Below are 23,184 nucleotides of genomic sequence, written 5' to 3'. Positions count from 1 at the left end.
GACAATGAAATAATAAAAGATTAAGCAACGGCCTTGTTCCTCACTTCAAGAGGGGCAAGGCCGTTGTGCTTCTCTTGAAATCGTTCGTTATTGTAAAAATAGATATAGTCATCAATATCATAAACTAACTCCTCAAACGTCTTGTAATCCTTCAAGTCATAACACTCCGTCTTAAAGTGACCAAAGAAGCTCTCAATTGGGGCATTGTCAATGCATTTACCAACTCGTGACATTGAACGTGTCATCTGATACTGTGTTGTTACCATGCGATATTCCCGCGACGTGTATTGGGAGCCTCTATCACTATGAAGCAATGGTGTGGCTCCTGAGTTAATCTCTATTGCCTTTCTTAGAGTTTCCATAACAAGTGGATTATCATTGTGCTTACTGATATGGTAAGCTACGATAGAGCCGTCATAAAGGTCTTTAATAGCACTTAAATAAGCCTTACAACCTCGTCCATACTGTAAGAAAGTCACATCTGTACACCATTTTTGATTAGGGGCATGAGCTGCAAATTCTCTATTGAGAATGTTCTCTTCGATATTCACAAAACTGGTTTTCGTGCAATAACCACGAGAACGACGGATAATTGAGGAGATACCAAGAATGCGCATTAGGCGACGAATTCGCTTCTTGTTATAAGTTGTTCCAAGTTTCCGATTGACAGCTCGCGTCATTCGACGATACCCTAAAATTCCCTTGCGTTTGGTATGAAGTTCCTTTATGGTTTTTAATAGTGTTCGATTTGTCTCCTCAGATGTCGTCTCTTTGTGATTAAGCCACTTATAATAACCTGATCGAGATACACCAATCAATTGGCATAACTGGCTAATAGAAGCTTCACTATGCTTATCGGAATAATCTTTAATAGCTTGAAATTCTTCTAAGTAACGTCCGATTCTTACCGTCGGTTTCTGCGTCTGATTTCTTCTAACTTTTTTAGCAATCCTACCTCCATTTCAAGGTAACGATTGCGTTCCTCTAACTGTTTGATTTTAAGCTGTAACTCTTCTTCCGGAGTAAGGTTAAGCTTACTTTCTAACCCTTTCCCTCTGCGGTCTAGAAGTCCTTGGCTACCGTCCTTCTCAAACTTTCTTACCCATGAATAAACTTGTTGGTAAGAAATACCGTATTTTTCAATAGCTGCTTGATAGTCCTTATCATGAGCAATGGTGAAGTTGACAATCTCAACACGTTCTTCAAAAGTGGTTTTTCGTCCTTGCTTCATACGACTTAGTCCTTTACTAGTGGTTTGTAATGCTTTATCACTAGTATACTGGTTTATCCAACGTTTGAGAACACTTTGACTAGAAATATGATATGTCTCAATAATCGTCTCTAAACTTCCTAAGTTGTTTAAATAGTCTTGTACAGCTTGTTCCTTCAATTTTTTACTGTATTGTTTCCAAGTTCGACTTTCTTTAAGACCATCTATGCCTGAGTTTTCGTATTTTCTAATCCACTTCTTGATAGTTGTACTAGCCACTCCATAAGAACTAACTAAGGTTGAAATAGATACTCCTTGTTCTTGATACAGCTGTACAAGCTCTAACTTTTCTTCTACTGATTTTGGGCTTCTCTTGGACATATGAAAACTCCTCCTATAGTTTCTAGTGAATTTTTGTTTTTTCACTGTCCACTATAAGGGGAGTATATCAATGGTCTATGCTGTTTGCTTTTTGTAAATCTTTTTTATATCCAAACACAAGTGCCAGCACCACCATCTTATCATCTTGAATATCACAAATCAATCTTTGCTACAATCTAATAGCTACTATGCTCATCATCTTCCTTTTCTAGATACATTATCTTATCATGCACTTTCATGAGTTATTCATTGATTTGATAGCTTCTACTAGCTCTTAAGCTATCTGGTTAAAAGTCTCTATAATCGCATGTTTGCTTGCTCATGTTGACATTTCTATACGATACTCTGCACCCAAGCTAGCCCTAAAGATCTTTAGTACAAACTAGGACACTCTAGCTTGATGATGACTGAAAATGTTTATTGGCATACTAAGCAAAAAAGCTGTCTCAAATGATGAAACAGCCATCAATAGCTTATAAATAATTGACAAATAAAAGCATACTGGGTATAATACAAATAAGAAAGTTGTGAAGGACATTCTTATATAACTCAAAACCCCCAGCGTGCCCTGCTGAGGGTTTTATTTTTGCCCCTAGGGCTACTTGTCACGATTATTTAACCAGTATTCAAACAGTATAATAACAATACCGCTTGATACAGCGACAAGAAAGGATGTGAAGGCATCCATATATAACTCACCTCCCTTCTAGTTTGAGGGGGCAAGGCACATTATAGCAAAATCTAAACCATTAAACAATATAGTATCAAGGGTGCTTAATCTAAAAGTTACCCTCTTACTATACCTAAAATATTGCATTTCAAACATGGGGTAGTACAATGGGTGGTAAATTCTAAAAAAGCACCTTGGGACAGCTTCCCAAGGTGCTTGATATCAGGACTTTTACGCCCCTAACCCCATAAAGAGATTATTTTTTAAGGTTGTAGAATGATTTGATCCCTTTGTATTGTGCAACTTCACCAAGTTGATCTTCGATGCGAAGCAATTGGTTGTATTTAGCGATACGGTCAGTACGTGACAATGAACCTGTTTTGATTTGGCCAGCGTTTGTTGCCACTGCGATGTCAGCGATTGTTGAATCTTCAGTTTCACCTGAGCGGTGTGATACAACAGCAGTGTAGCCAGCTTCCTTAGCCATTTCGATAGCTTCAAAGGTTTCAGTCAAAGTACCGATTTGGTTAACCTTGATAAGGATTGAGTTAGCTGCACCTTCTTTGATACCACGAGCAAGGTATTCAGTGTTTGTAACGAAGAAGTCATCACCAACCAATTGAACACGTTTGCCTAGGCGCTCAGTAAGTGCTTTCCAGCCTTCCCAGTCATTTTCGTCCATACCGTCTTCGATTGTGATAATTGGGTATTTGTTAACCAATTCTTCAAGGTAGTCAATTTGCTCTGCAGATGTACGAACAGCAGCGCCTTCACCTTCAAACTTAGTGTAGTCGTAGACTTTGCGCTCTTTATCGTAGAATTCTGATGATGCACAGTCAAAACCAATCATAATACCATTTTCACCAGCTTCGTAGCCAGCAGCTTCGATAGCCTTAAGAATAGTTTCTACACCGTCTTCAGTTCCTTCAAATTTAGGAGCAAATCCACCTTCGTCACCAACAGCAGTAACAAGTCCACGCGCTTTAAGGATTTTCTTAAGAGCATGGAATACCTCAGCACCCCAACGAAGACCTTCTTTGAAGGTAGGTGCACCAACTGGCATAATCATGAACTCTTGGAAAGCAATTGGAGCGTCTGAGTGAGAACCACCGTTGATAATATTCATCATAGGAGTTGGAAGAACCTTAGTATTGAATCCTCCAAGGTAAGTGTAAAGTGGCACCTCAAGGTAGTCAGCAGCAGCACGCGCTACAGCGATAGACACACCAAGAATAGCATTAGCACCAAGCTTACCTTTGTTTGGAGTACCGTCAAGAGCGATCATGGCTCTGTCAATAGCTTGTTGATCGCGAACATCATAACCAATGATCGCTTCAGCGATAATGTTGTTAACGTTGTCAACTGCCTTTTGAGTACCAAGACCAAGGTAACGAGATTTGTCGCCATCACGAAGTTCTACTGCTTCATGCTCACCAGTAGAAGCTCCTGAAGGAACCATACCACGTCCGAAAGCACCTGATTCAGTATAAACTTCCACTTCAAGTGTTGGGTTACCGCGTGAGTCAAGGACTTCGCGAGCGTAAACATCAGTAATAATTGACATTATAATACTCTCCTTATGAGTTTTAATATTTTACATGTTAATAATACCACAAACTAGGGCCTTAAGCAACTTAAAAACTAATTTCATGAAATGAGACGTCTGTTTTCAAGTTTATTTTCTTTGCTTTCAGCTCCTTACAAAAGCCGATCAAAAGCCGATCAAATGCTTTATCATTGGTATTTGGCGCAGTTAATAGTATAATGACAGTATCATATGCTTGAAAGGACTGGTATGGACTCATTAGATACAAGACTCTTAAAGGGAGCTTCAGGAGAAAACCGATTTGACCCCGACCAACAACGCTATTATTTAGGGACCTATGCTGAAAGGATTGTCTTAGCTCTTCCCTTGACAGAGGTTGACCATGAAAGAGCCAAAGGCTACATTACAGCCCAGCTGCCTTACCTCAAAGAGGCTTATTTCCCTTTGTCATTCAAATTATCCTCTGAATTCAGCTCCGCCTACCAAATGTACTACATGACATTGGCCAAACAAAACGGTCTGTCTGCTACTATTGTAGACGAGCAAGGAGTTGTCTCTCCTTTTGCTCTGATCATTCATAGCAATCATGCTATCACCAAAGAGGAAACCAATCTCAAGGCTATACTAGACAAGCCCTCTGACAATAAGCCTGCTGAACAAACAAAGACTAAGGGCAAATCCCTCTGGCAGAGGCTCTTTCACTAGTCCTCACTCTCCAATAGCTCCTGCAATCATCTGCCGGAGTTCTGAGTGTTATGATCCTTACCGGTATAGGGAGCTAAGAACAGGCTGGAGCTTGTATTGCCTTGTCCCTATGTGCTTTTTGCAGTAAAAATCCCTTAGAATAGTCTAAGGGATTTATCAGTATGGTAGCAGTGGCGTTGAGAGGTTACCTAAACCAGTTATATACAGAATACCATATATAACCAGACCAATAAGAAATCCAATCCCACCATGAACCTCGCTGTAGGGGACTATTAGATTCGCCCTCACGTTTCGTGTTCCACTCACCATGTTCATCAAGAAAACTGCACCACCCATTATGACAGTACTCTTCAGTACCACGTGTAGCAGCAAATACAGTCTGTGTTGGTGCAGGACTTGAGCTGATTGGTGCCAAGGCTAGGGTGGCTGCAGCAGCCAAGGCGCACAATGCTTTAGTTACTTTCATTGATATTCTCCTTAACATCTTATTTTCTTTGGTTAACCTCACAGTCAGTGACTGCTAGACCTTCCAAAAAGAGTGTAACATGCTGATTGATAGCCACAAATAGCTGCTCGTCAGGTTTCCTCCGCAGTTTCGTTTTTTTTTTTTTTAATTAAAAGGATAATCGTCTGATTTTATTACAAAATATCTCATGTAGCAACAGCCCAATAGCACTAAGGCCTTGTCTATCTCTACTGACTGGCTTGAACCAGCTTTTTGGGTATAGCTCAAGGAGGCCATAGCCTGACCATTCAAAAAGCTTGAAAAAGCATAGCCCAGCATGGACTGCTTTTTCAAGCTTTTTCGTAATATAAAGTATCAGCCCTTGTCACATTAGAAGCGGATACGTTCACGTGTTTTTTCATAGGAATTGACAAAACGCTCTGTCACTCCTGGCTCAACTGTCTCCAAGGCATAGGAAATCTCATCAAATGATGCCTGATAGTCATTATCCACCTCGAATAATTTCAAGGCATGCTCAAAGCTATTTTGCACACCAGCTTCAAAGGAACGATAACGGTTAGAGTACTGGAGCAGCTGCTCTGTCAAGGTAGCATGCTGAACCACTTGGTAGGTTAGCTCCTCTAGATTAGCAATAGCAGCTGTTGCCACCTCAGATAGGCGGGACACCGCTTCAATGTTGATGCGTCCTCTGCTCAGCTCGTCCATCAATGCCTCTAGCTGCGAGCTAGTGGTAAAGAAGGTACTCAGAAAATCCTGTGGAATTCCCGGTAAATTGCGCTTTTCCATATAACGCTTAATCATGTGAAGCTGTGTGACGTAGATTTCTAAGTGCTGGCGAGCCTGTGACTCAATCTTTTCAATGTCTTTAACAGCAGCAAAGACGTCCATCTGACCAGACTCTACAGAAGCCAACGTCTTGATACTACGATCAAGAATCAGCTGTAGCTCTGAAAATGGCTTTTCCTGCTGATCAAAGGCTTCAGCAATCTCAAGGACATTGTCTTCGATATCTTTGAGGTCTTTGTCAAAGGCCTTGATATTTAAGCCTTCATTTTCACTCAAGATATACTTACGTGATAGACGAGCAATCTCATGCTTCAACTGCTCGTTGTTGTGCTTGGCGTGAGCCAGGTATCTTGGTAATATTTTGCTATTTTTAGCAACCACCTTGTAGGCTGCAATCTCACGCTCAAAGAGCTCATACAGTGAGTCGATACGCTCTTGAATGTGAGTATTTTCATCTCTAGCTCGGTCCAAATCAAGGGTGACCAGCTCTGATGAGTTGGCACGAATAGACTCACGAATCTCTTGAAAGCGGGCTTCAATATTTTTTTCTGGAAAATGATAATTTTCCTCCAGCAAACGACGATAGCCTGTCTCCAGATCGTCCAATTGATCCGGAAAATCATCTTCAAGCTTTGCTACAATAGCAGGGATCTGCTCTGTAATTTGCCCCAAGGCAATCGTGTGCTCCTCAGCCTTATCCAAAACCTCTGCCGCTTCAACAGGGTCACCTGATGAATTAAGGGCAACAAATTGTGAAAACTCTGCTTCAATATTCTTCATTTGCTTTTCAATTTCGGCCATTGTTGATCCGAAATTATCTTCATTTTCAGCAACGGAAGCCTGCAACTTTTCGTACAAATCTAGTGCATGAGTAACACGCGCGCTGTTTTTTTCTTCCTGCTCCTTTAATATGCCAAGTGCTTCACGAATAGCGGTAATATCCTCTTCAACGAGATTCAATTGACTCTCAACGCTATTAATCTCATGCTTGGCACGAATGAAATTAAAGGTGTCATTTAAGTGCTCAGCCTCAAAGATATGCTTTTCAATATCGGTAAAGGTATTTAGGGTCAAATCAACCCACTTTTGATTCCATTCACGAAATGAGGTCTGGCTTTGACCAATCAAGTGAAGAGACTTGACTTCCTCGATTTCGTCATTAACAGGAAGGCCAAATAAAGCTTGTTTTCGTTCTTCTAGACTGGTAATTAATGTGTCATTACGCTTGCGTATAATAACACCCACTAAATAAGCAATAATCACTAGTAAGACTATGGCCACAATCAGCAAGATAATTCCGCTTGACATCTTAATCTCCTTATTATTTAGATGCGATTGATCAACTGCCGGTTCAGTAGGAACAACTAGCAAGAATCGCCTTTTATTATATTATCAAAAATACACTATAACGTTACGATTATAACATACTTTTAGGTGCTTTTCAAAATATATTTGACTAAATGTCAAGCGTACTATAGACCGCATTTTCCTCAATAAATTCACGCCTTGGCTCAACACGATCGCCCATCAGCATGTCAAAAATCCGATCAGCCTCTGCCGCATCATCTACGGTCACACGTGCCATTAGACGATTATCAGGGTCCATTGTTGTTTCCCAAAGCTGGTGATCGTCCATCTCTCCTAGACCCTTATAGCGTTGAATAGTCGGCCTTGAGCGCCCTGTGCTGTGTCTTTCAAGAGCAGCCTTTAGCTCCTCTTCTTGGTTGACTCCCGGTTGAATGTATTCCTTAATCTCGCTGCCAACCTTAACACCATAAATCGGTGGCTGAGCAATGTAAACATAGCCAGCCTCTAATACTGGTCGCATGAAGCGATAAATCAACGTTAACAAAAGCGTTCTGATATGAGCTCCATCGACATCTGCATCAGTCATAATGACCAGCTTTTGATAGCGAGCTCTAGAAACATCAAACTCCGCTCCAAAACCTGTCCCCATAGCAGTAAAGAGGCTTCTGATTTCCTCGTTAGCAAGGATCTTATCCATTGTTGCTTTTTCGACGTTTAAAATTTTACCGCGAATGGGCAGAATAGCCTGAAACTCACGATTGCGACCTGACTTCGCTGATCCACCAGCCGAATCCCCCTCCACGATAAAAAGCTCATTTTGACTAGCATCATTTGAGGAGCAATCAGCCAGCTTCCCTGGCAAATTGGAAATCTCTAGGCCTGATTTTTTGCGGGTTACTTCACGCGCTCTCTTGGCAGCAATGCGAGCCTTAGAGGCTAGAATCCCCTTTTCAACAATCTTACGGGCAACCTGCGGATTCTCTAGTAGAAAGCGCTGAAGGGCTTCGCTAAACAGGCGATTGGTAATCTTAACAACCTCAGAATTTCCTAGCTTTGTCTTTGTTTGCCCTTCAAATTGTGGATTTGGGTGCTTGACAGAAATAACAGCGGTCAATCCCTCGCGGACGTCCTCACCTGTCAGATTGTCCTCGTTTTCCTTGAGAATCTTAGCCTTCTTAGCATAGTCATTAATCACGCGCGTCAGAGCTGTTCTAAAGCCCTGCTCATGGGTACCACCCTCATGTGTGTGAATATTGTTGGCAAAGCTCATAACAGTCTCATGGTAACCTGTAGTGTACTGCATCGCCACCTCAACTGTTATCCCCTCCAGCTCACCATCAGAATAAATCGGAGTATCAAAGATGACCTCCTTGTTGTCATTTAAAAAGGCAACATAAGAGCCGATACCGCCCTCGTAATGGAAATGCTCCTCTCTTTCAAGGCCAGCTCGTTTATCTGTGATTGAGATTTTTAAGCCACGATTAAGAAAGGCCAGCTCCTGAATACGCTTTGCCAAGACCTGATAGTCAAATTCTGTTGTTTCTGTAAAGATCTCTGGATCAGGTGTAAAATGCACTGTTGTCCCTGTAACATCAGTCGTTCCAATAATGGCTAGATCATCTACTACAGCACCACGCCTAAACTCCTGATAATGGATATGCCCATTTTTATAGACACGAACATCAAGCTGTGTGGATAAGGCATTAACAACTGAGGAGCCTACACCATGAAGTCCTCCGGAAACCTTGTAGCCACCACCGCCAAACTTTCCACCAGCATGCAAAACTGTAAAAACAGTCTCTACAGCAGGCCGGCCTGTCTTGGCTTGAATATCAACTGGGATACCACGTCCGTCATCAATAACTGTAATAGAATTATCTGCCTCAATAAAAACCTGAATATGGCTGGCAAAGCCTGCCAAGGCTTCATCGATAGAATTATCAACGATCTCCCAAACTAGGTGATGTAAGCCCTCCTTGGCAGTTGAGCCAATATACATTCCAGGACGCATGCGAACAGCCTCGAGCCCCTCTAAGACCTGAATTTGGCTAGCGTCATACTCTTGAGCCTTGTCTTCTAATTGTTTATTTTCTTCAACCATCTAATCTACTATCTCCAATAGGTTTTTTCTGCCATCAACAAGCAGGGTATCAAAGCCTGCTGCTTGTCCTGCTTCTATATCAAGTCTGCGATCACCAATCACTAAGCCCTTGCTGATTAGGTACTTTTCCTTCAAATAAAGCAAGCTCTCAGGGTTAGGCTTTCTGGCAAAGCCATTTGAGGCGGTAACAACCTCGGTAAAATAGCCTAAAAGCCCAGCCTGCTCCAGCAAATCATTGACCTGATGATCACGATGGGATATTAAAAAATTGCGCGAGCCTGATGCCACAATCCTTTTTAGAATATCCTTTGCACCTAGGCACCAAATAGGATTGGCTAATTTCTTAGCCTCGTTCGCCTTGTAATATTGTAAAAATTGCGGTTCGTTGGGAGCAAATACTTGAATGGCGGTTGCTGTTGATTCCTTAAGCCTTTGGTAAACGGCATCATGGCTTGCAGACAGCTTAAAAAAATGCAGCGTCTCAATAAAAGCCTGGGTAGAAATTTCATAGTTATCCAAGAGAGTGCCGCCCAAATCCCAAATATAATCATGATAATTCATAACCTTAATTATAACATATTTTTCTTTATTTTTATAGCGATTAAACAAATAAAAAAAGGCTGATTGGCAGCTCATTCTAACCGAACAAGAGCCAAACATGCCTCTTAAACATAACGTGAGCTTCTGCTAAGCTCATGCTCGCTTTGCTTTTCATGAGCAAGGACGTGCTGGTAGTTCATCGATAGGATCAGACCGACCCCAATCAGATTTGAAATCAACGAGGAGCCGCCCTGAGAAATAAAGGGAAGTGGAATACCGGTCAAAGGCAGCAGACCAACTGCTGCGCCAATGTTTTCAAAAATATGAAATAGTATCATCATGATAAAGCCGGTTGAGATATAGGTGTAAAAAAGGTTATTCGATGCAAAGGTCACCCTAAGCATGCGGTAAATCAGTATTAAATACAAGATCAGTAAGCTAGCTGCACCAAGAAAGCCAAAATTTTCAGCGATCACTGTAAAAATCATATCACTCTCTCTGACTGGCACTGACAGCTCAAGCTGATTAAAGCCCTTCCCAAAAAAGCCACCACTCCCAATCGAAATCATACTTTGCGTCTGCTGATAGGCGATGGTATCTGAGAAATCAAACGGTGTCAGCCAAGCTGAAATGCGATTCAATTGGTAGGTATCCATTCCCATTTTTAAAAGGAATTCTTTTCCCTCCGGCAACAAAAAAACAAAGAAAAAAGCTGAAACCAGCAAAAATACTAGCGCCAAGGCCGGTAAAATAAGCCACCAAGAAATCCCTGAAATTAAGATAATCCCAGCTAAGATGGCTAAAAAAACCATAGCTGTTCCTAAGTCCTTTTGCAGTGCTAGCAGGACCATGACCGGCAGCGTCAAGACAAGGTATAAGCCCAAAAGCTTCCAATCATCTAAAAATCGACTTCTCTCCTGCTTTCTCTTGAACCAGACCGTTAACCGAGACATTGCCAGAATGTAAGATATTTTCATAAATTCTGATGGTTGAAATAGGGTCGTTGAGCCAATCGTAATCCAATTTTTCGCCCCCGTAGCAGCTACCAGCCGAGGGCTAAAAAAGATGAGTGGCAGAACCATTAATAGCACACCCAAAAGATAAAAGGCAGGCGTTAATTTCCATAGAATCTCTGTGCTAAAAAACATTAGGGTAAAGGCAATCAAAGCTCCAAGAAGGATCCAGAGAACCTGTTGAAGCATAACAGTGGCTAGGCTTTGTGGAAAATCATGACTCGCCGCCACATACACAGATACCAGACCAAATATTAGCAAACAAAAAACGGGAAAAATAATGGCATAATCAAGACGTTGATCAATTAATTTTCTCTTGGGTAACATGATGTCCTACTTTCTAAACAAGGAAGCTAGCAGTCTAAACCATTAGTCTATATAAAAAAAGAAGCAAGGAGCTCTAGAGATGACCACCGCAGGTCATCACCCCTCAATCCCAGCCCTCTATCAAGGCAAGTAAAGCAAGCCATTAGTCCTCTTGCAAAGATACCAAAGCCTATATGAGTTTTCATAAGATCTCACACACTTCACTAAAAGAAGCAAGAAGCATAGCCACAGCCTTTGCCTATAAGCCTCTTGTGCACAAGGAAACAACTAAATCCAGTAGCTATCTCACAGCTCAAGAGGCAGACCGACAAGCAGCTCTAGTATTCATATTATAATGGAAAGCCCTCAAAATAGCAATGATAGATATTAAGCCTTTCACCAAGCTTTTGAACCATCAGCTATTTTAGCAGCTTCCTTGACCTCAATGGCTAGTCCTACTGGCTGTTGGCGAGACTTTGTACACTCACATCTTAAGGAGATCAAAACACTCTAAACTTTTTTACGACCCCAAAATCATTAAATATTTAAATCTCATCTTTGAGGTTGGGACAACTCACCTTCTTGCATAGCTAGCTGTTAAAACTAGAGACACAAATAAAACAGCCGCACAAATGTGCGACTGCTTTCAAACTAAGATACCCTAGCTTTTTTGTTATTGAATATCAAATACGACTGATTTGAGACTTGTCATTGCCTCAATTGAATATTTGACCCCTTGAACACCAGCTCCTGATTTCTTAGCCCCTAGGAATGGGAAATTATCTGTACCACGTTGGGTTTTGTTGTTAATGTGTACTGTACCAACCTCAAGCTTCTCAGCAATAGCAAAGGCCTGTGGGAAATTAGTCGTAAAGATAGACGCTTGCAAACCGTATTCAGATTGATTTGAAATGCTGATTGCCTCTTCTACAGAGCTTACACGAATCACTGGCAGCACCGGACCAAATGGCTCCTCCCAAGCCAAGCGCATATCAGTTGTTACTCTATCAAACAAGATAGGACAAATTAAATTACCGTCACGCTTGATTTCAGTAAGCGCCTGTGCTCCCTTGTCTGCTGCATCATTAACCAGACCTTCAACAAAATCTGCCGCTTTGGTATCAATCAATGGTGTGATGTCAGCATTGTCCTCTGGCATACCGATAAGTAATTTCTCAACTAAGCCCTTAATCTCTGCTACCAGCTGGTCTGCAACGCTTTCCATAACAAGCACACGCTTAACTGCTGTACAGCGTTGACCTGAGTAGCCAAAGGCACCTGCAACAATGTTTTTAGCAGCTAAGGCAATATCGGCATCTTCTAGGACAATGGCTGAGTCCTTACCACCAAGCTCAAGCATAATTGGACGCATGCCGGCTAATTTACCAATCCGCTCTCCGATTGGCGTTGAACCTGTAAAGTTGATAAAATTGACAGCCTCATGCTCAACAATGTAATCACCAATAACTGAGCCGCGTCCAGTGATGGTATTAAAGACTCCAGCAGGAAGACCTGCTTCTGCAAATGCCTCTGCTAAAAGCAAGCCAGAAATAGAGCCCTGTGTCGGCGGCTTAAGAGCCACGACATTTCCTGCAATAAGGGCTGGAGCAATCTTTGAGCCTGCCAGGTTAATCGGGTAATTGAAGGGTGAAATCGCAAGCACAAGTCCCACTGGCTCACGACGTACGATCGCAATCTTTTTCTTGCTAGCGGCTTCAAAGCTGCCACCCTCAAGGACCTCGCCTTCCATACGAAGCCCTTCTTCTGCTGCATAGTTAATAATTTCTGCTGTACGAATAACCTCACTAATAGCAGCCTTATAACCCTTTGCGACCTCTTTTGAGAGAACAGCACCAATCTTCTCAGCATCACGCACCAAAATATCAGCAGCCTTGTGCAAATAAGCAGCACGCTCAACATAAGAAAGCGCTCTCCAATCTGCAAGAGCAGCGCGAGCTGACGCATAAACCTGATCAACCTCTTCACGAGACATAGCTGGTACACTACCTAACTCCTCGCCGGTTGCTGGTGCATAGATCTTGATCTCATTTTCAGAGAGCTTCCACTCACCATTCACTAAATTTTTATATTGTTTAGCCAAACTTTTTTCTCCTTTTATAATGGTACTATTATTCTATCACTTTTTTAGCATATTTCAACAATTCGCTACAGGAAGAGTCTGAAAATTCTGATAAAACTTGAAACATCAAACTACTTTATAAAGCAAGCTTTCATCTGGATCTGATTAGTCATTTTTCTAGTAAAAAAGAGCCGGACAAAACCAGCTCCTCGTTATTTCTATTTAAGCTTCTGTAATATACTCTTTGGCAAGCTCAAGAACCTCTTCAGCAGTTGAGCATTCTGTCAGTGCACGATGAGCATACTCTGCCATTTTCGCTGAATCAAGCTTTTTCATCAGGCTACGTGTGCGAAGCACAGATGTTGCTGACATTGAAAATTCATCAAGCCCCATACCAACAAGAAGCGGCACAGCCTGTTGGTCACCTGCCATTTCACCACACATACCAGCCCACTTACCTTCAGCATGAGCTGCTTTGATAACATTGTTAATCAAACGAAGGATTGATGGGTTATATGGCTGGTAAAGGTATGACACTTGCTCGTTCATGCGGTCTGCTGCCATTGTGTACTGGATAAGGTCATTTGTACCAATTGAGAAGAAGTCAACCTCCTTGGCAAATTGGTCAGCAAGCATTGCTGCTGCTGGGATCTCAATCATGATACCAACCTGAATATCGTCTGCAACCGCAACACCCTCAGCCAGCAAGCTAGCCTTTTCTTCTTCAAATACGGCTTTAGCAGCACGAAATTCCTTTAGAAGGGCAACCATCGGGAACATGATACGCAATTGACCATGCACAGAAGCACGCAGCAAAGCACGAATTTGTGTGCGGAACATAGCATTACCTGTTTCAGAGATTGAAATACGTAAGGCACGAAAACCAAGGAATGGGTTCATTTCCTTTGGTAAATCAAAGTAAGGAAGCTCCTTATCCCCACCGATATCCATTGTACGAACAACAACAGGCTTGCCGTTCATTCCTTCAAGAACAGCCTTGTAGGCTTCATATTGCTCATCTTCAGTTGGGAAATCTTGAGAATCCATATAAAGAAACTCAGTACGGTAAAGACCTACCGCCTCAGCACCATTATCGTTGACACCTTCAACGTCCTTAGGGGTACCGATGTTTGCTGCTAATTCAAAGTGCTTGCCATCTGCTGTGACAGTTTGTGCGTCCTTAAGCAGAGCCCACTCAGCCTTTTGCTTCGCATAAGCCTCTCCAGCTTCCTTGAAAGCAAGAATCTGCTCCTCACTTGGGTCAATAATAACCTCACCAGTGATACCGTTAACAGCAATAAGGTCACCATCTTTGACACGCTTAGTAATATCATTTGTACCAAGCACAGCCGCAATCTCAAGTGTACGGGCCATGATAGCCGAATGACTCGTACGTCCGCCAATGTTTGTTACAAATGCTTTTACAAATTGTTTGTTAAGCTGTGCAGTATCTGAAGGAGTCAAATCATGTGCAATAACAATTGCTTCTTCATCAATTGTAGCTGGATTTGGAAGCTTAACACCTAATAAATGAGCCAAGACGCGCTTAGCAACATCTCGAATATCAGCTGCACGCTCTTGCATATAAGGATTGTCTTCCATGCCTTCAAAGATTGTGATGAACATATCAGTCACTTCTTTTAGACCTGTTTCAGCATTCGTTTGCTTCGCACGAATAGTCTCTTTAATTTGGCTGATCATCTCTGGATCAGCAAGAACCATCAAATGGGCATCAAAAACTGCTGCCGCTTCTTCGCCTAAGCTTTCTACTGCTTTTTCTCGGATAACAGAAAGCTCGTCTTGTGAAGCTTGTAATGCAACATCAAGGCGAGCTTCTTCTGCATTTGTATCCTCGACTGTGATAGTCTCAAATGACAAATCCGGCTGAACTAGCAGATATGCTTTGGCAACAGCAACACCGTCAGAGGCTGCGATTCCTTTAAGCATTTCTGTCATAGTCTTATGCCAATCCTTCTTTAGTCATAGTTTCTTCGATTGCTGCAATAGCGTCATCTGCATCAGCGCCTTCTGCTGTGATTGTTACGTCAGCACCTTGACCAACACCAAGGCTCATAACACCCATGATTGATTTAAGATTTACTGCTTTACCTTTGTAGTCAAGTGTAATATCTGAAGCAAATTTGCTTGCTGTTTGAACTAGCAAGGTAGCTGGGCGTGCATGAATACCTGTTTCTGCAACAATGTGAAAGTCTTTTGAAGCCATAATATGGTTCTCCTTTTGAATTGTGTATTTTCGAGCTATCACATGATAACCCTTACAATAAGTGATTATAGCACAATGCTTTTTTATTTTCAAGGTTAAATGTTCTAACAAGAAAAAATCATGAAACAGTTTTCTTGTATTTTCATTTGTTGTCAATATTTCTTACATGATGATTTTCATAATGTCAAATGAACCTTCCAACCTGATTAGTATGCATTTAAGAACTATAAGCCTCTTGTAGCAATTATCAGTGATAAGAGAGGATGACACAATATTTAGAAATATTCTCACACACAACCACAATATCTTGTGCTATTCCGAAATAAATCGTTTGCTTTTTAGGAACATTTTTTATATCCTATTAGAGTCATTTGATTTTTCCTAAAATTGAGTGAAAGACTATATAGTTGGAAGGACGAGCAATGATTACAGTATACTCAAAGCACAATTGCATGCAGTGCAAAATGACTAAGAAATTTTTAGAACAGCATGGAGCTGCTTTCCAAGAGATTAATATTGATGAGCATCCAGAAAAAGTGGATTATGTTAAGAGCCTTGGCTTTACTGCTGCTCCTGTTATTGAGACAGACCAGGTAGTATTCTCAGGGTTTCAGCCAGCAAAACTAAAAGATATTATTTAACTAGACAAGGAACAATTGATATGAGTCTCAAAGATCTTGGCGATATTTCTTATTTTCGCCTCAACAATGAAATTAACCGTCCTGTTGATGGTAGCATTCCGCTTCACAAAGACAAAGAAGCTTTGGAGGCTTTTTTTGCTGAAAATGTTATTCCTAACACCATGTCATTTTCTTCTATCAACGAAAAGATTGCCTATCTTGTAGACAATGACTATATTGAATCAGCCTTTATCCAAAACTATTCTCCTGAATTTATTAGCCACCTAGCCAAGAGCATTGAGGCAGAGGGCTTTCGCTTTAAATCATTTATGGCAGCCTATAAATTCTACCAGCAGTACGCCCTAAAAACCAACGATGGCAATTTCTACCTAGAGAGCATAGAGGATCGCGTCCTGTTCAATGCCCTTTACTTTGCTGATGGCGATGAAGCATTAGCTAAGGACTTAGCCATTGAAATGATTAATCAGCGTTACCAGCCTGCTACTCCTTCTTTTTTAAATGCTGGACGAAGCCGCCGCGGTGAGCTGGTTTCTTGCTTTCTCCTTCAGGTGACAGATGACATGAATGCCATTGGCCGCTCTATTAATTCTGCCTTGCAATTATCCCGCATTGGGGGTGGTGTTGGCATTAGCCTATCCAACCTTCGTGAGGCTGGCGCTCCAATCAAGGGCTATGCCGGAGCTGCTTCTGGTGTTGTGCCTGTGATGAAGCTGTTTGAGGATAGCTTTTCTTATTCGAATCAGCTAGGCCAACGCCAGGGGGCTGGTGTGGTGTATTTAAGTGTCTTTCACCCTGATATTATCGCTTTTTTGTCAACCAAAAAAGAAAATGCTGATGAAAAGGTGCGGGTCAAGACATTGTCACTTGGTATTACTGTACCAGACAAATTCTATGAGCTTGCCCGTCACAATGATGACATGTACCTTTTTAGCCCTTATAGCGTTGAAAAAGAATACGGCCTACCATTTAACTACATTGACATTACTAGCATGTATGACGAATTGGTTGCCAATCCCAATATCACCAAAACGAAAATCAAGGCACGTGATTTAGAGACGGAGATTTCCAAGCTCCAGCAGGAATCTGGCTATCCATATGTTATCAACATCGACACTGCCAACAGGTCAAACCCTATTGACGGTAAAATCATCATGAGCAACCTATGCTCAGAAATTCTACAGGTTCAAACGCCTAGTCTCATTAATGATGCGCAGGAGTTCGTCAAAATGGGAACTGATATTTCCTGCAATCTGGGATCAACTAATATCTTAAACATGATGACGTCACCTGACTTTGGTCGTTCCATCAAAGCTATGACACGTGCCCTGACTTTTGTCACTGACTCCTCTAATATCGAAGCAGTCCCAACCGTTAAAAATGGTAACAGTCAAGCACATACCTTTGGCCTTGGGGCTATGGGGCTTCATTCCTATTTGGCTCAGCACCATATCGAATATGGCAGTCCAGAATCTATCGAATTTACTGATATTTACTTTATGCTGATGAATTACTGGACGCTTGTCGAATCCAATCAGATCGCTCGCGAGCGGCAGACAACCTTTGTTGGCTTTGAAAAATCAACGTATGCTAGCGGCACTTATTTTGACCAATACATCACAGGAGAATGTGTGCCAAAATCAGAGCTGGTTAAAAGTCTTTTCAAGGATCACTTTATTCCGCAAGCAGCAGATTGGAAAGCACTGCGTCAATCGGTTATGGCTGATGGGCTTTATCATCAAAACCGTCTGGCAGTTGCTCCTAATGGATCCATTTCCTATATCAACGACTGCTCTGCTTCGATTCACCCGATTACTCAGCGGATCGAGGAACGTCAGGAAAAGAAAATTGGTAAGATTTATTACCCAGCCAACGGCCTATCTACAGATACCATTCCTTACTACACATCTGCCTATGATATGGATATGAGAAAGGTGATTGATGTCTATGCAGCTGCTACAAAGCATGTTGATCAAGGGCTATCGTTAACACTCTTTTTGCGCAGCGAATTGCCAAAGGAGCTCTACGAATGGAAAACAGAAAGCAAGCAAACCACTCGTGACTTATCGATTTTGAGACATTACGCCTTTAACAAAGGGATAAAATCAATCTATTATATCCGAACCTTTACCGATGACGGTGAGGAAGTCGGAGCTAATCAGTGTGAAAGCTGCGTCATCTAACCAAGTGAGTTGCAGTAAGGTGAACCAGTCCTTGATGTCAGTATCCAGCTGATGTTGGTGCACCTGTCCTAAGGATAGACCAGCACAGCAAAATAGCTGGCGCTAAAGCCAGCACTCAAGGCTCTCCTCCTAGCACTACCTAACCCTATATTACAATCTATCGGAGAAACCCATGACCACATACTATGAAGCAATCAACTGGAATGAAATCGAAGATGTCATTGACAAGTCAACCTGGGAAAAGCTGACGGAGCAATTCTGGCTTGATACACGTATTCCACTGTCAAATGACCTTGATGACTGGCGCAAATTATCTGCTGTTGAAAAGGATTTAGTAGGTAAGGTCTTTGGCGGGCTAACCCTTCTTGATACGATGCAGTCTGAGTCAGGAGTCGAAGCCATCCGCAAGGACGTGCGCACCCCGCATGAAGAGGCAGTTCTTAACAATATCCAATTTATGGAGTCTGTCCATGCTAAATCCTACTCATCAATCTTTTCGACCCTAAACACCAAAAAAGAAATTGAAGACATTTTTGAGTGGACCAACAACAACCTATTTCTTCAAAATAAGGCTAAGATCATCAACGACATTTATGAAAATGGCAGTGCCCTTCAAAAGAAGGTAGCCTCAACTTATCTCGAAACCTTTCTCTTTTATTCTGGCTTTTTTACACCACTCTATTATCTGGGCAACAATAAGCTGGCTAATGTCGCTGAAATTATTAAGCTCATCATTCGTGATGAGTCCGTTCATGGCACTTATATCGGCTACAAGTTTCAGCTGGGCTTTAATGAACTATCAGACAGTGAGCAAGAAAGCCTTCGTGACTGGATGTATGACCTGCTGTACCAGCTATATGAAAATGAAGAGCAATACACTAAGACCCTCTATGATGAGGTTGGCTGGACCGAGGAAGTGATGACCTTCCTACGCTACAATGCTAACAAAGCCTTGATGAACCTTGGTCAGGACCCTCTATTTCCAGACACTGCCAATGATGTCAACCCAATCGTTATGAATGGCATTTCAACTGGCACGTCAAACCACGATTTCTTCTCTCAGGTTGGTAACGGCTACCTTCTTGGCACCGTTGAAGCTATGACTGATGACGATTACAATTATGGACTATAGTCCAGCTTCTCATGAAGATTGGATTTGTCTATATTTTGGAGCCTGAGTAGTCTCAGGTTCTTTTTATCTGCTATAATAAAAGATATGATGACTCGATTGATTACTTTCTTAACATGGACGCTCCGGCTAGTGGTAGCTGGTGTGATTGCTGGTGTGGTGGCTTACGTGCTCACTCAAGCCATTCATTTCATACAGGCTCTTAGCTTTGGCTACCAATCTGGCTCCTTTAGCACCATGATTGCAACGGTAGCTCCAGAAAGGCGCTTTTTATCTCTATTGTTGGCTGGAGCTATTGCTGGTCTCGGTTGGCAGCTGCTTGCTAAAAAAGCCAAGCCTATTCAGCCTATCCAACAAACACTCAGTCAGCAAAAGGATTTCAGTCCTTGGTCCCAGTTTTGTCATGGCTGGCTGCAATTAATAACCGTCTCCATGGGAGCACCTGTCGGTCGTGAAGGTGCTTCACGTGAGGCTGCTGTGGCACTGACTGCCGCATTCAATAAGGCTATAAACGCCCCAGCAGCAGAGCAAGGATTGCTTTTAGCCTGTGCTTCAGGAGCTGCCCTTGGAGCTGTCTACCAGGCACCACTAGCTACAATTGTCTTTATCATGGAGGCTATTGTCAAAAAATGCTCAGTTAAACACATCTACGCAGCAGCTATAACTGCTTTCACTGCTGTTCAGAGTGTGCTTGTTCTAAGCGGACATCAGGACATACAGTATCTCATTCCCCCACAAGCCTGGCAACTGACAACAGTCCTTTGGGCTGTCTTTGCCAGTCCTATCTTAGCATTTCTAGCCTTTTGCTATCAGCAGCTGCTCAAAAATGTACCAAAGGCAAAGCCCAAGAGCCGATGGTTTATCCCTCGTGTCTTAGGGGCTTTTGGCTTTAGTGCTTGTTTAAGCCTTTATTTCCCAGAGATTTTAGGAAATGGCAAGGCTGGTCTTCTCCTGCTACTCCACCATGATGTCAGCCTATCTTATACCGCCTTTCTCTTACTAAGTAAGGCAGCTGCTGTCTATGCAGTGTTTGCCTCTGGAGCTAAAGGAGGCAAAATTGCTCCTTCTATGATGCTTGGAGGGGCTAGTGGCTTGCTATTAGCAAGCCTTAGCAATCAGCTAGGTTATCTCTCTGTACCACTTCCCTTGGCCATTGTCATTGGAGCGACCCTCTTTTTGGGAATCATTAATCAGATACCTCTTACTGCTCCTTTTTTTCTCATTGAAATTACCGGACAACCTCTCATTAGTCTGCTGCCACTTGCAATTGTAGGTTTGACAAGCTATCTCAGCCAACAGCTCTTTCAAAAAAGCCTCTTTTTCAACAAACACAAAAAGCTTTGATCGCCAGTAATGGCTTATCAAAGCTTTTTTGCTGTATAACAATTCTTGAGTAGGTAAAACCTTACGCCTTACCTATAAAAATCATGTGCTGATTTAAAGGACTTCACCAGAATATAGAGGTGAATACTAGCAGTAATAATTAGCCCAGTCAGCTCAACCCTTTGAAGAATCATAGATAAAAGTAATAATATCACGTAAATGCCTGGTAATATAAAGCCACTAAGGCCCATGACAACCTCAAAAGACATTTGATAATTAGCCTGCAATTCTGCCTCGTCCTGTTGTAAGATATTCTGCTTTAATTCCTTTAAGGTAGGCGCAAGCGTCATCTTGACCCCGCGAATCCGAGTATAAACCTTCAAAATATAAGCATGGAGAACACTAATAACCACAAGCATCATAGCCTCGTAAATAGGAAAAGTCAAACCAAGATAGCTAGCATTGTTAGCAATAGTCACCCTATATCCCAAAGAAAAAACGACTATATTCAAGACCATAGCCATAGCACTAAATCCTAAAGCATAGGCATGCTTAAGGTTAATGTAACGATACAGCTCCTCTGTTTCATCATCGCTTAGCTTGACATATCTAGCATATTCTTTGACAACTTGATAAATATCATAAATACTCAGTAGCATAAGCACGATAACAAGGGGTCTCATTGCCCACTTTATTCCAGTTATGATGTCTTCTTCTGATATTGGAAAGCCATTTTCTAATATGTTAAACCTAGCTAAACCAAAACCAACAAGGCCACCTACCACTAAGCCAACCCCTGATCCAAGCAGTAATGACTTAAGTATTCTCACCAACGTACTGTCCTTTTCCGTCATAAAAGCTTTCATCTCTCGTCCTCCACTAAGCTAAATACTTGTTCAATTGGTTCATTAAATACTTTAGCAATTTTCATTGCAATAATAATAGATGGTGTGTATTCATTTCGCTCAATGAGGCTAATGGTCTGCCTGGAAACACCTGCTAATGCTGCCATCTGCGTCTGATTAATGCCATCTCTAGCTCGTAGCTCCTTGAGCCGATTTCTCAACCTATAAGCCATGCTTCACTCCTAATAAATGTTGTCTCCTGATTGAACAGAAAGCACCAGTCATTTCCAGCAACAATCCATTGACACAATGGTATAAGCTTAAAATAGCTTTGTTATTGCTATCCTACTGATTGCTTTTTTCTTTCATGAGTCTAACCTCATTGTAACAGATCATTTACTTTTTGACAACAATATTTGTCAAAAATAGAAACATTGTCATATGATAAAAGAATGCAATCACCATCTATGAGCTTTCTTGTAACAATAAAAAACCAAGCTCCATCGAACTTAGCTTAACCTGTTGTCATCACTGTTGTAACAGAAAATAAGCACCTTAAAAACACTAGATGACTAACAATAAAACAATAGCTGCTAGTTCCATTCAACTCACTGATAACAAATATCCCGCATGGAAAAATCAGTTTATTGTTTCGCACGATCATTACTATTTCGTCTGTGATATAGCTACAGTCTATTGCTTGCTTCAATTTATTTATGTAAATCAATTGTTTATATGACTTAATTAAAAATAAAGATAATTTAGATAAAAATTATAGCTAACATAATTTTATTAATTTTAAGTTTTTTTAATTAAAAATGCTATACTTAACTCGTAAAGTGCAATAATTGATCCACTATAAAAGCTAAATTGGAAAGGTTTAGGTGTCATTATGAAATTATCTAAACATAAGACAAGCTTGTTTACTGTTGTTTTACTACTGCTTTCCTTTTCTATAACGACAACAAAGGTTGACGCTGCTAGAACACGAACGTATTCAAATGTCTCGCATGTAAGTACCCATTCTAAGAACACTATTTCTAGTAAGGTGCTTCCATTTACTGGTGATTATCAGTTACAATTGGGCGATTTAGATAATCTAAACCGAGCAACCTTTTCTCATATACAACTCCAAGATAAACATGAAACTAAAATTACTCGTTCAAAGATAAATTACGATCCAGTGGGTTGGCATAACTATAACTTCCCTTATGGTAATGGAACAAAATCATCATGGGTAATGAATCGCGGACACTTAGTTGGCTACCAATTCTGTGGATTAAATGATGAAGCAAGAAATTTAGTCACTATGACTGCTTGGTTAAATACTGGTGCTTATGCAGGAGCAAATGACAGCAATCCTGAAGGAATGTTATACTATGAAAATCGTTTAGATTCTTGGCTTGCACTACATCCCAATTTTTGGCTAGATTATAAGGTAACTCCTATATATAACGGAGACGAGTTACTTCCTCGAAAAGTCGAATTACAATATGTCGGAATTGACTCATCTGGTGAATTACTGACTATAAGATTAAATAGTAACAAGGAAAGCATTGATGGAGATGGTGTGACAACCGTCGTCTTAGAAAATTCTGCTCCTAACATTAATCTTGATTACCTAACTGGCACTGCGACTCCTAAAAATTAGAGTACAAAAAGGCTCTATAATTTCTGTAGTGGGTAAGTCCACTGCAGGGGTTATAGGGCTTTATGAGTATCAAAAAAGT

The 23,184-nt window shown here is 41.4% G+C and carries 20 protein-coding genes and 1 pseudogene; 7 read left to right on the top strand and 14 right to left on the bottom strand.

What is annotated here, in order from left to right:
* Positions 1-20: 20 nt before the first annotated feature.
* Positions 21-1,591, bottom strand: a protein-coding gene (locus I2432_RS04210; protein WP_206158698.1) for an IS3 family transposase whose coding sequence is annotated in 2 segments (ribosomal slippage) — positions 21-946 and positions 946-1,591 — 1,572 coding nt in all. Because the reading frame shifts where the segments join, the coding sequence is not laid out codon by codon here.
* Between the two features lie 343 nt (positions 1,592-1,934).
* Here I2432_RS04210 and I2432_RS10530 point away from each other — a divergent pair.
* Positions 1,935-2,070: pseudogene (locus I2432_RS10530) on the top strand (site-specific integrase); the annotation flags it as partial.
* A gap of 119 nt (positions 2,071-2,189) precedes the next feature.
* On the opposite strand, the gene I2432_RS04205 reads toward I2432_RS10530, so the two are convergent.
* Positions 2,190-2,279 (bottom strand): type I toxin-antitoxin system Fst family toxin, encoded by a 90-nt coding sequence (locus I2432_RS04205; protein ID WP_111677961.1) that lies wholly within the window; start codon positions 2,277-2,279, stop codon positions 2,190-2,192.
* A 238-nt stretch (positions 2,280-2,517) separates the two neighbouring features.
* Positions 2,518-3,825 carry a surface-displayed alpha-enolase gene (eno, locus tag I2432_RS04200; RefSeq protein WP_012515409.1) on the bottom strand — a complete coding sequence of 436 codons (1,308 nt, stop codon included), beginning with the start codon at positions 3,823-3,825 and terminating at the stop codon, positions 2,518-2,520.
* Positions 3,826-4,038: 213 nt separating this feature from the next.
* Between eno and I2432_RS04195 the strand changes: the two genes are divergently transcribed.
* Positions 4,039-4,512 (top strand): DUF1694 domain-containing protein, encoded by a 474-nt coding sequence (locus I2432_RS04195; protein ID WP_138119098.1) that lies wholly within the window; start codon positions 4,039-4,041, stop codon positions 4,510-4,512.
* Between the two features lie 184 nt (positions 4,513-4,696).
* Here I2432_RS04195 and I2432_RS04190 read toward each other — a convergent pair whose 3' ends face one another.
* From I2432_RS04190 to I2432_RS04155, 8 genes are all read right to left on the bottom strand, one after another.
* Complete coding sequence (locus I2432_RS04190) at positions 4,697-4,996, bottom strand: hypothetical protein (protein ID WP_249093367.1); 300 nt, start codon at positions 4,994-4,996, stop codon at positions 4,697-4,699.
* 351 nt (positions 4,997-5,347) lie between these two features.
* Entirely contained in the window at positions 5,348-7,072 is a 1,725-nt protein-coding gene (gene ezrA / locus I2432_RS04185; protein WP_012678128.1) for a septation ring formation regulator EzrA, read from the bottom strand.
* A gap of 148 nt (positions 7,073-7,220) precedes the next feature.
* Positions 7,221-9,173: a DNA topoisomerase (ATP-hydrolyzing) subunit B gene (gene gyrB / locus I2432_RS04180; protein WP_021320630.1), complete on the bottom strand. Its 1,953-nt coding sequence runs from the start codon at positions 9,171-9,173 to the stop codon at positions 7,221-7,223.
* Complete coding sequence (locus I2432_RS04175) at positions 9,174-9,734, bottom strand: HAD-IA family hydrolase (RefSeq protein ID WP_012678130.1); 561 nt, start codon at positions 9,732-9,734, stop codon at positions 9,174-9,176.
* Positions 9,735-9,838: 104 nt separating this feature from the next.
* Positions 9,839-11,053, bottom strand: coding sequence for an FtsW/RodA/SpoVE family cell cycle protein (locus tag I2432_RS04170; protein WP_115250829.1), 1,215 nt, complete (start codon positions 11,051-11,053; stop codon positions 9,839-9,841).
* Between the two features lie 652 nt (positions 11,054-11,705).
* Positions 11,706-13,133 carry an NADP-dependent glyceraldehyde-3-phosphate dehydrogenase gene (locus I2432_RS04165; RefSeq protein ID WP_111690046.1) on the bottom strand — a complete coding sequence of 476 codons (1,428 nt, stop codon included), beginning with the start codon at positions 13,131-13,133 and terminating at the stop codon, positions 11,706-11,708.
* 201 nt (positions 13,134-13,334) lie between these two features.
* Positions 13,335-15,068 (bottom strand): phosphoenolpyruvate--protein phosphotransferase, encoded by a 1,734-nt coding sequence (gene ptsP / locus I2432_RS04160; protein WP_021320626.1) that lies wholly within the window; start codon positions 15,066-15,068, stop codon positions 13,335-13,337.
* A 4-nt stretch (positions 15,069-15,072) separates the two neighbouring features.
* Positions 15,073-15,336, bottom strand: coding sequence for a phosphocarrier protein HPr (locus I2432_RS04155; RefSeq protein WP_012515399.1), 264 nt, complete (start codon positions 15,334-15,336; stop codon positions 15,073-15,075).
* Between the two features lie 422 nt (positions 15,337-15,758).
* Between I2432_RS04155 and nrdH the strand changes: the two genes are divergently transcribed.
* The 4 genes from nrdH (at position 15,759) to I2432_RS04135 (ending at position 20,630) form a co-directional block, all read left to right on the top strand.
* Positions 15,759-15,977 carry a glutaredoxin-like protein NrdH gene (nrdH, locus tag I2432_RS04150; protein ID WP_021320625.1) on the top strand — a complete coding sequence of 73 codons (219 nt, stop codon included), beginning with the start codon at positions 15,759-15,761 and terminating at the stop codon, positions 15,975-15,977.
* Between the two features lie 20 nt (positions 15,978-15,997).
* Positions 15,998-18,157, top strand: a complete 2,160-nt coding sequence (gene nrdE / locus I2432_RS04145) for a class 1b ribonucleoside-diphosphate reductase subunit alpha (protein ID WP_111690045.1) — start codon at positions 15,998-16,000, stop codon at positions 18,155-18,157.
* Positions 18,158-18,329: 172 nt separating this feature from the next.
* The gene (nrdF, locus tag I2432_RS04140) at positions 18,330-19,289 is read left to right on the top strand and encodes a class 1b ribonucleoside-diphosphate reductase subunit beta (RefSeq protein ID WP_014622701.1); all 960 of its coding nucleotides are present in this window, start codon (positions 18,330-18,332) and stop codon (positions 19,287-19,289) included.
* 84 nt (positions 19,290-19,373) lie between these two features.
* Positions 19,374-20,630 (top strand): chloride channel protein, encoded by a 1,257-nt coding sequence (locus I2432_RS04135; RefSeq protein ID WP_206156315.1) that lies wholly within the window; start codon positions 19,374-19,376, stop codon positions 20,628-20,630.
* A gap of 68 nt (positions 20,631-20,698) precedes the next feature.
* On the opposite strand, the gene I2432_RS04130 is transcribed toward I2432_RS04135, so the two are convergent.
* The 3 genes from I2432_RS04130 to I2432_RS10515 all read right to left on the bottom strand — a co-directional run bounded on the left by I2432_RS04130 (position 20,699) and on the right by I2432_RS10515 (position 22,181).
* Positions 20,699-21,475, bottom strand: coding sequence for a DUF3169 family protein (locus I2432_RS04130; protein ID WP_206156316.1), 777 nt, complete (start codon positions 21,473-21,475; stop codon positions 20,699-20,701).
* Entirely contained in the window at positions 21,472-21,687 is a 216-nt protein-coding gene (locus tag I2432_RS04125) for a helix-turn-helix transcriptional regulator (RefSeq protein WP_037578738.1), read from the bottom strand. Before I2432_RS04125 ends, I2432_RS04130 begins: the two co-directional genes overlap by 4 nt.
* Positions 21,688-21,968: 281 nt before the next feature.
* Positions 21,969-22,181, bottom strand: coding sequence for a competence regulator inhibitor paratox (locus tag I2432_RS10515; protein WP_012515393.1), 213 nt, complete (start codon positions 22,179-22,181; stop codon positions 21,969-21,971).
* A 165-nt stretch (positions 22,182-22,346) separates the two neighbouring features.
* Between I2432_RS10515 and I2432_RS04120 the strand changes: the two genes are divergently transcribed.
* Positions 22,347-23,105: a DNA/RNA non-specific endonuclease gene (locus I2432_RS04120; protein ID WP_043029597.1), complete on the top strand. Its 759-nt coding sequence runs from the start codon at positions 22,347-22,349 to the stop codon at positions 23,103-23,105.
* Positions 23,106-23,184: the final 79 nt, after the last annotated feature.

This window comes from Streptococcus equi subsp. zooepidemicus, assembly GCF_015689395.1.
Taxonomy (GTDB): Bacteria; Bacillota; Bacilli; order Lactobacillales; family Streptococcaceae; genus Streptococcus; species Streptococcus equi.
The sequence above is the reverse complement of the archived record's forward strand: the minus strand, read 5'-3'. Positions and strand labels throughout refer to the sequence as shown.

Excerpts from the sequence above, each read along its gene's own strand:
- eno (WP_012515409.1), bottom strand. The coding sequence starts at position 3,825 with ATGTCAATTATTACTGATGTTTACGCTCGCGAAGTCCTTGACTCACGC.
- I2432_RS04170 (WP_115250829.1), bottom strand. The coding sequence starts at position 11,053 with ATGTTACCCAAGAGAAAATTAATTGATCAACGTCTTGATTATGCCATT.
- I2432_RS04205 (WP_111677961.1), bottom strand. The coding sequence starts at position 2,279 with ATGGATGCCTTCACATCCTTTCTTGTCGCTGTATCAAGCGGTATTGTT.
- nrdE (WP_111690045.1), top strand. The coding sequence starts at position 15,998 with ATGAGTCTCAAAGATCTTGGCGATATTTCTTATTTTCGCCTCAACAAT.
- nrdF (WP_014622701.1), top strand. The coding sequence starts at position 18,330 with ATGACCACATACTATGAAGCAATCAACTGGAATGAAATCGAAGATGTC.
- I2432_RS04130 (WP_206156316.1), bottom strand. The coding sequence starts at position 21,475 with ATGAAAGCTTTTATGACGGAAAAGGACAGTACGTTGGTGAGAATACTT.
- gyrB (WP_021320630.1), bottom strand. The coding sequence starts at position 9,173 with ATGGTTGAAGAAAATAAACAATTAGAAGACAAGGCTCAAGAGTATGAC.
- I2432_RS04135 (WP_206156315.1), top strand. The coding sequence starts at position 19,374 with ATGATGACTCGATTGATTACTTTCTTAACATGGACGCTCCGGCTAGTG.
- I2432_RS04155 (WP_012515399.1), bottom strand. The coding sequence starts at position 15,336 with ATGGCTTCAAAAGACTTTCACATTGTTGCAGAAACAGGTATTCATGCA.
- I2432_RS04175 (WP_012678130.1), bottom strand. The coding sequence starts at position 9,734 with ATGAATTATCATGATTATATTTGGGATTTGGGCGGCACTCTCTTGGAT.
- ptsP (WP_021320626.1), bottom strand. The coding sequence starts at position 15,068 with ATGACAGAAATGCTTAAAGGAATCGCAGCCTCTGACGGTGTTGCTGTT.
- I2432_RS04190 (WP_249093367.1), bottom strand. The coding sequence starts at position 4,996 with ATGTTAAGGAGAATATCAATGAAAGTAACTAAAGCATTGTGCGCCTTG.
- I2432_RS04120 (WP_043029597.1), top strand. The coding sequence starts at position 22,347 with ATGAAATTATCTAAACATAAGACAAGCTTGTTTACTGTTGTTTTACTA.
- I2432_RS04125 (WP_037578738.1), bottom strand. The coding sequence starts at position 21,687 with ATGGCTTATAGGTTGAGAAATCGGCTCAAGGAGCTACGAGCTAGAGAT.
- I2432_RS04195 (WP_138119098.1), top strand. The coding sequence starts at position 4,039 with ATGCTTGAAAGGACTGGTATGGACTCATTAGATACAAGACTCTTAAAG.
- nrdH (WP_021320625.1), top strand. The coding sequence starts at position 15,759 with ATGATTACAGTATACTCAAAGCACAATTGCATGCAGTGCAAAATGACT.
- ezrA (WP_012678128.1), bottom strand. The coding sequence starts at position 7,072 with ATGTCAAGCGGAATTATCTTGCTGATTGTGGCCATAGTCTTACTAGTG.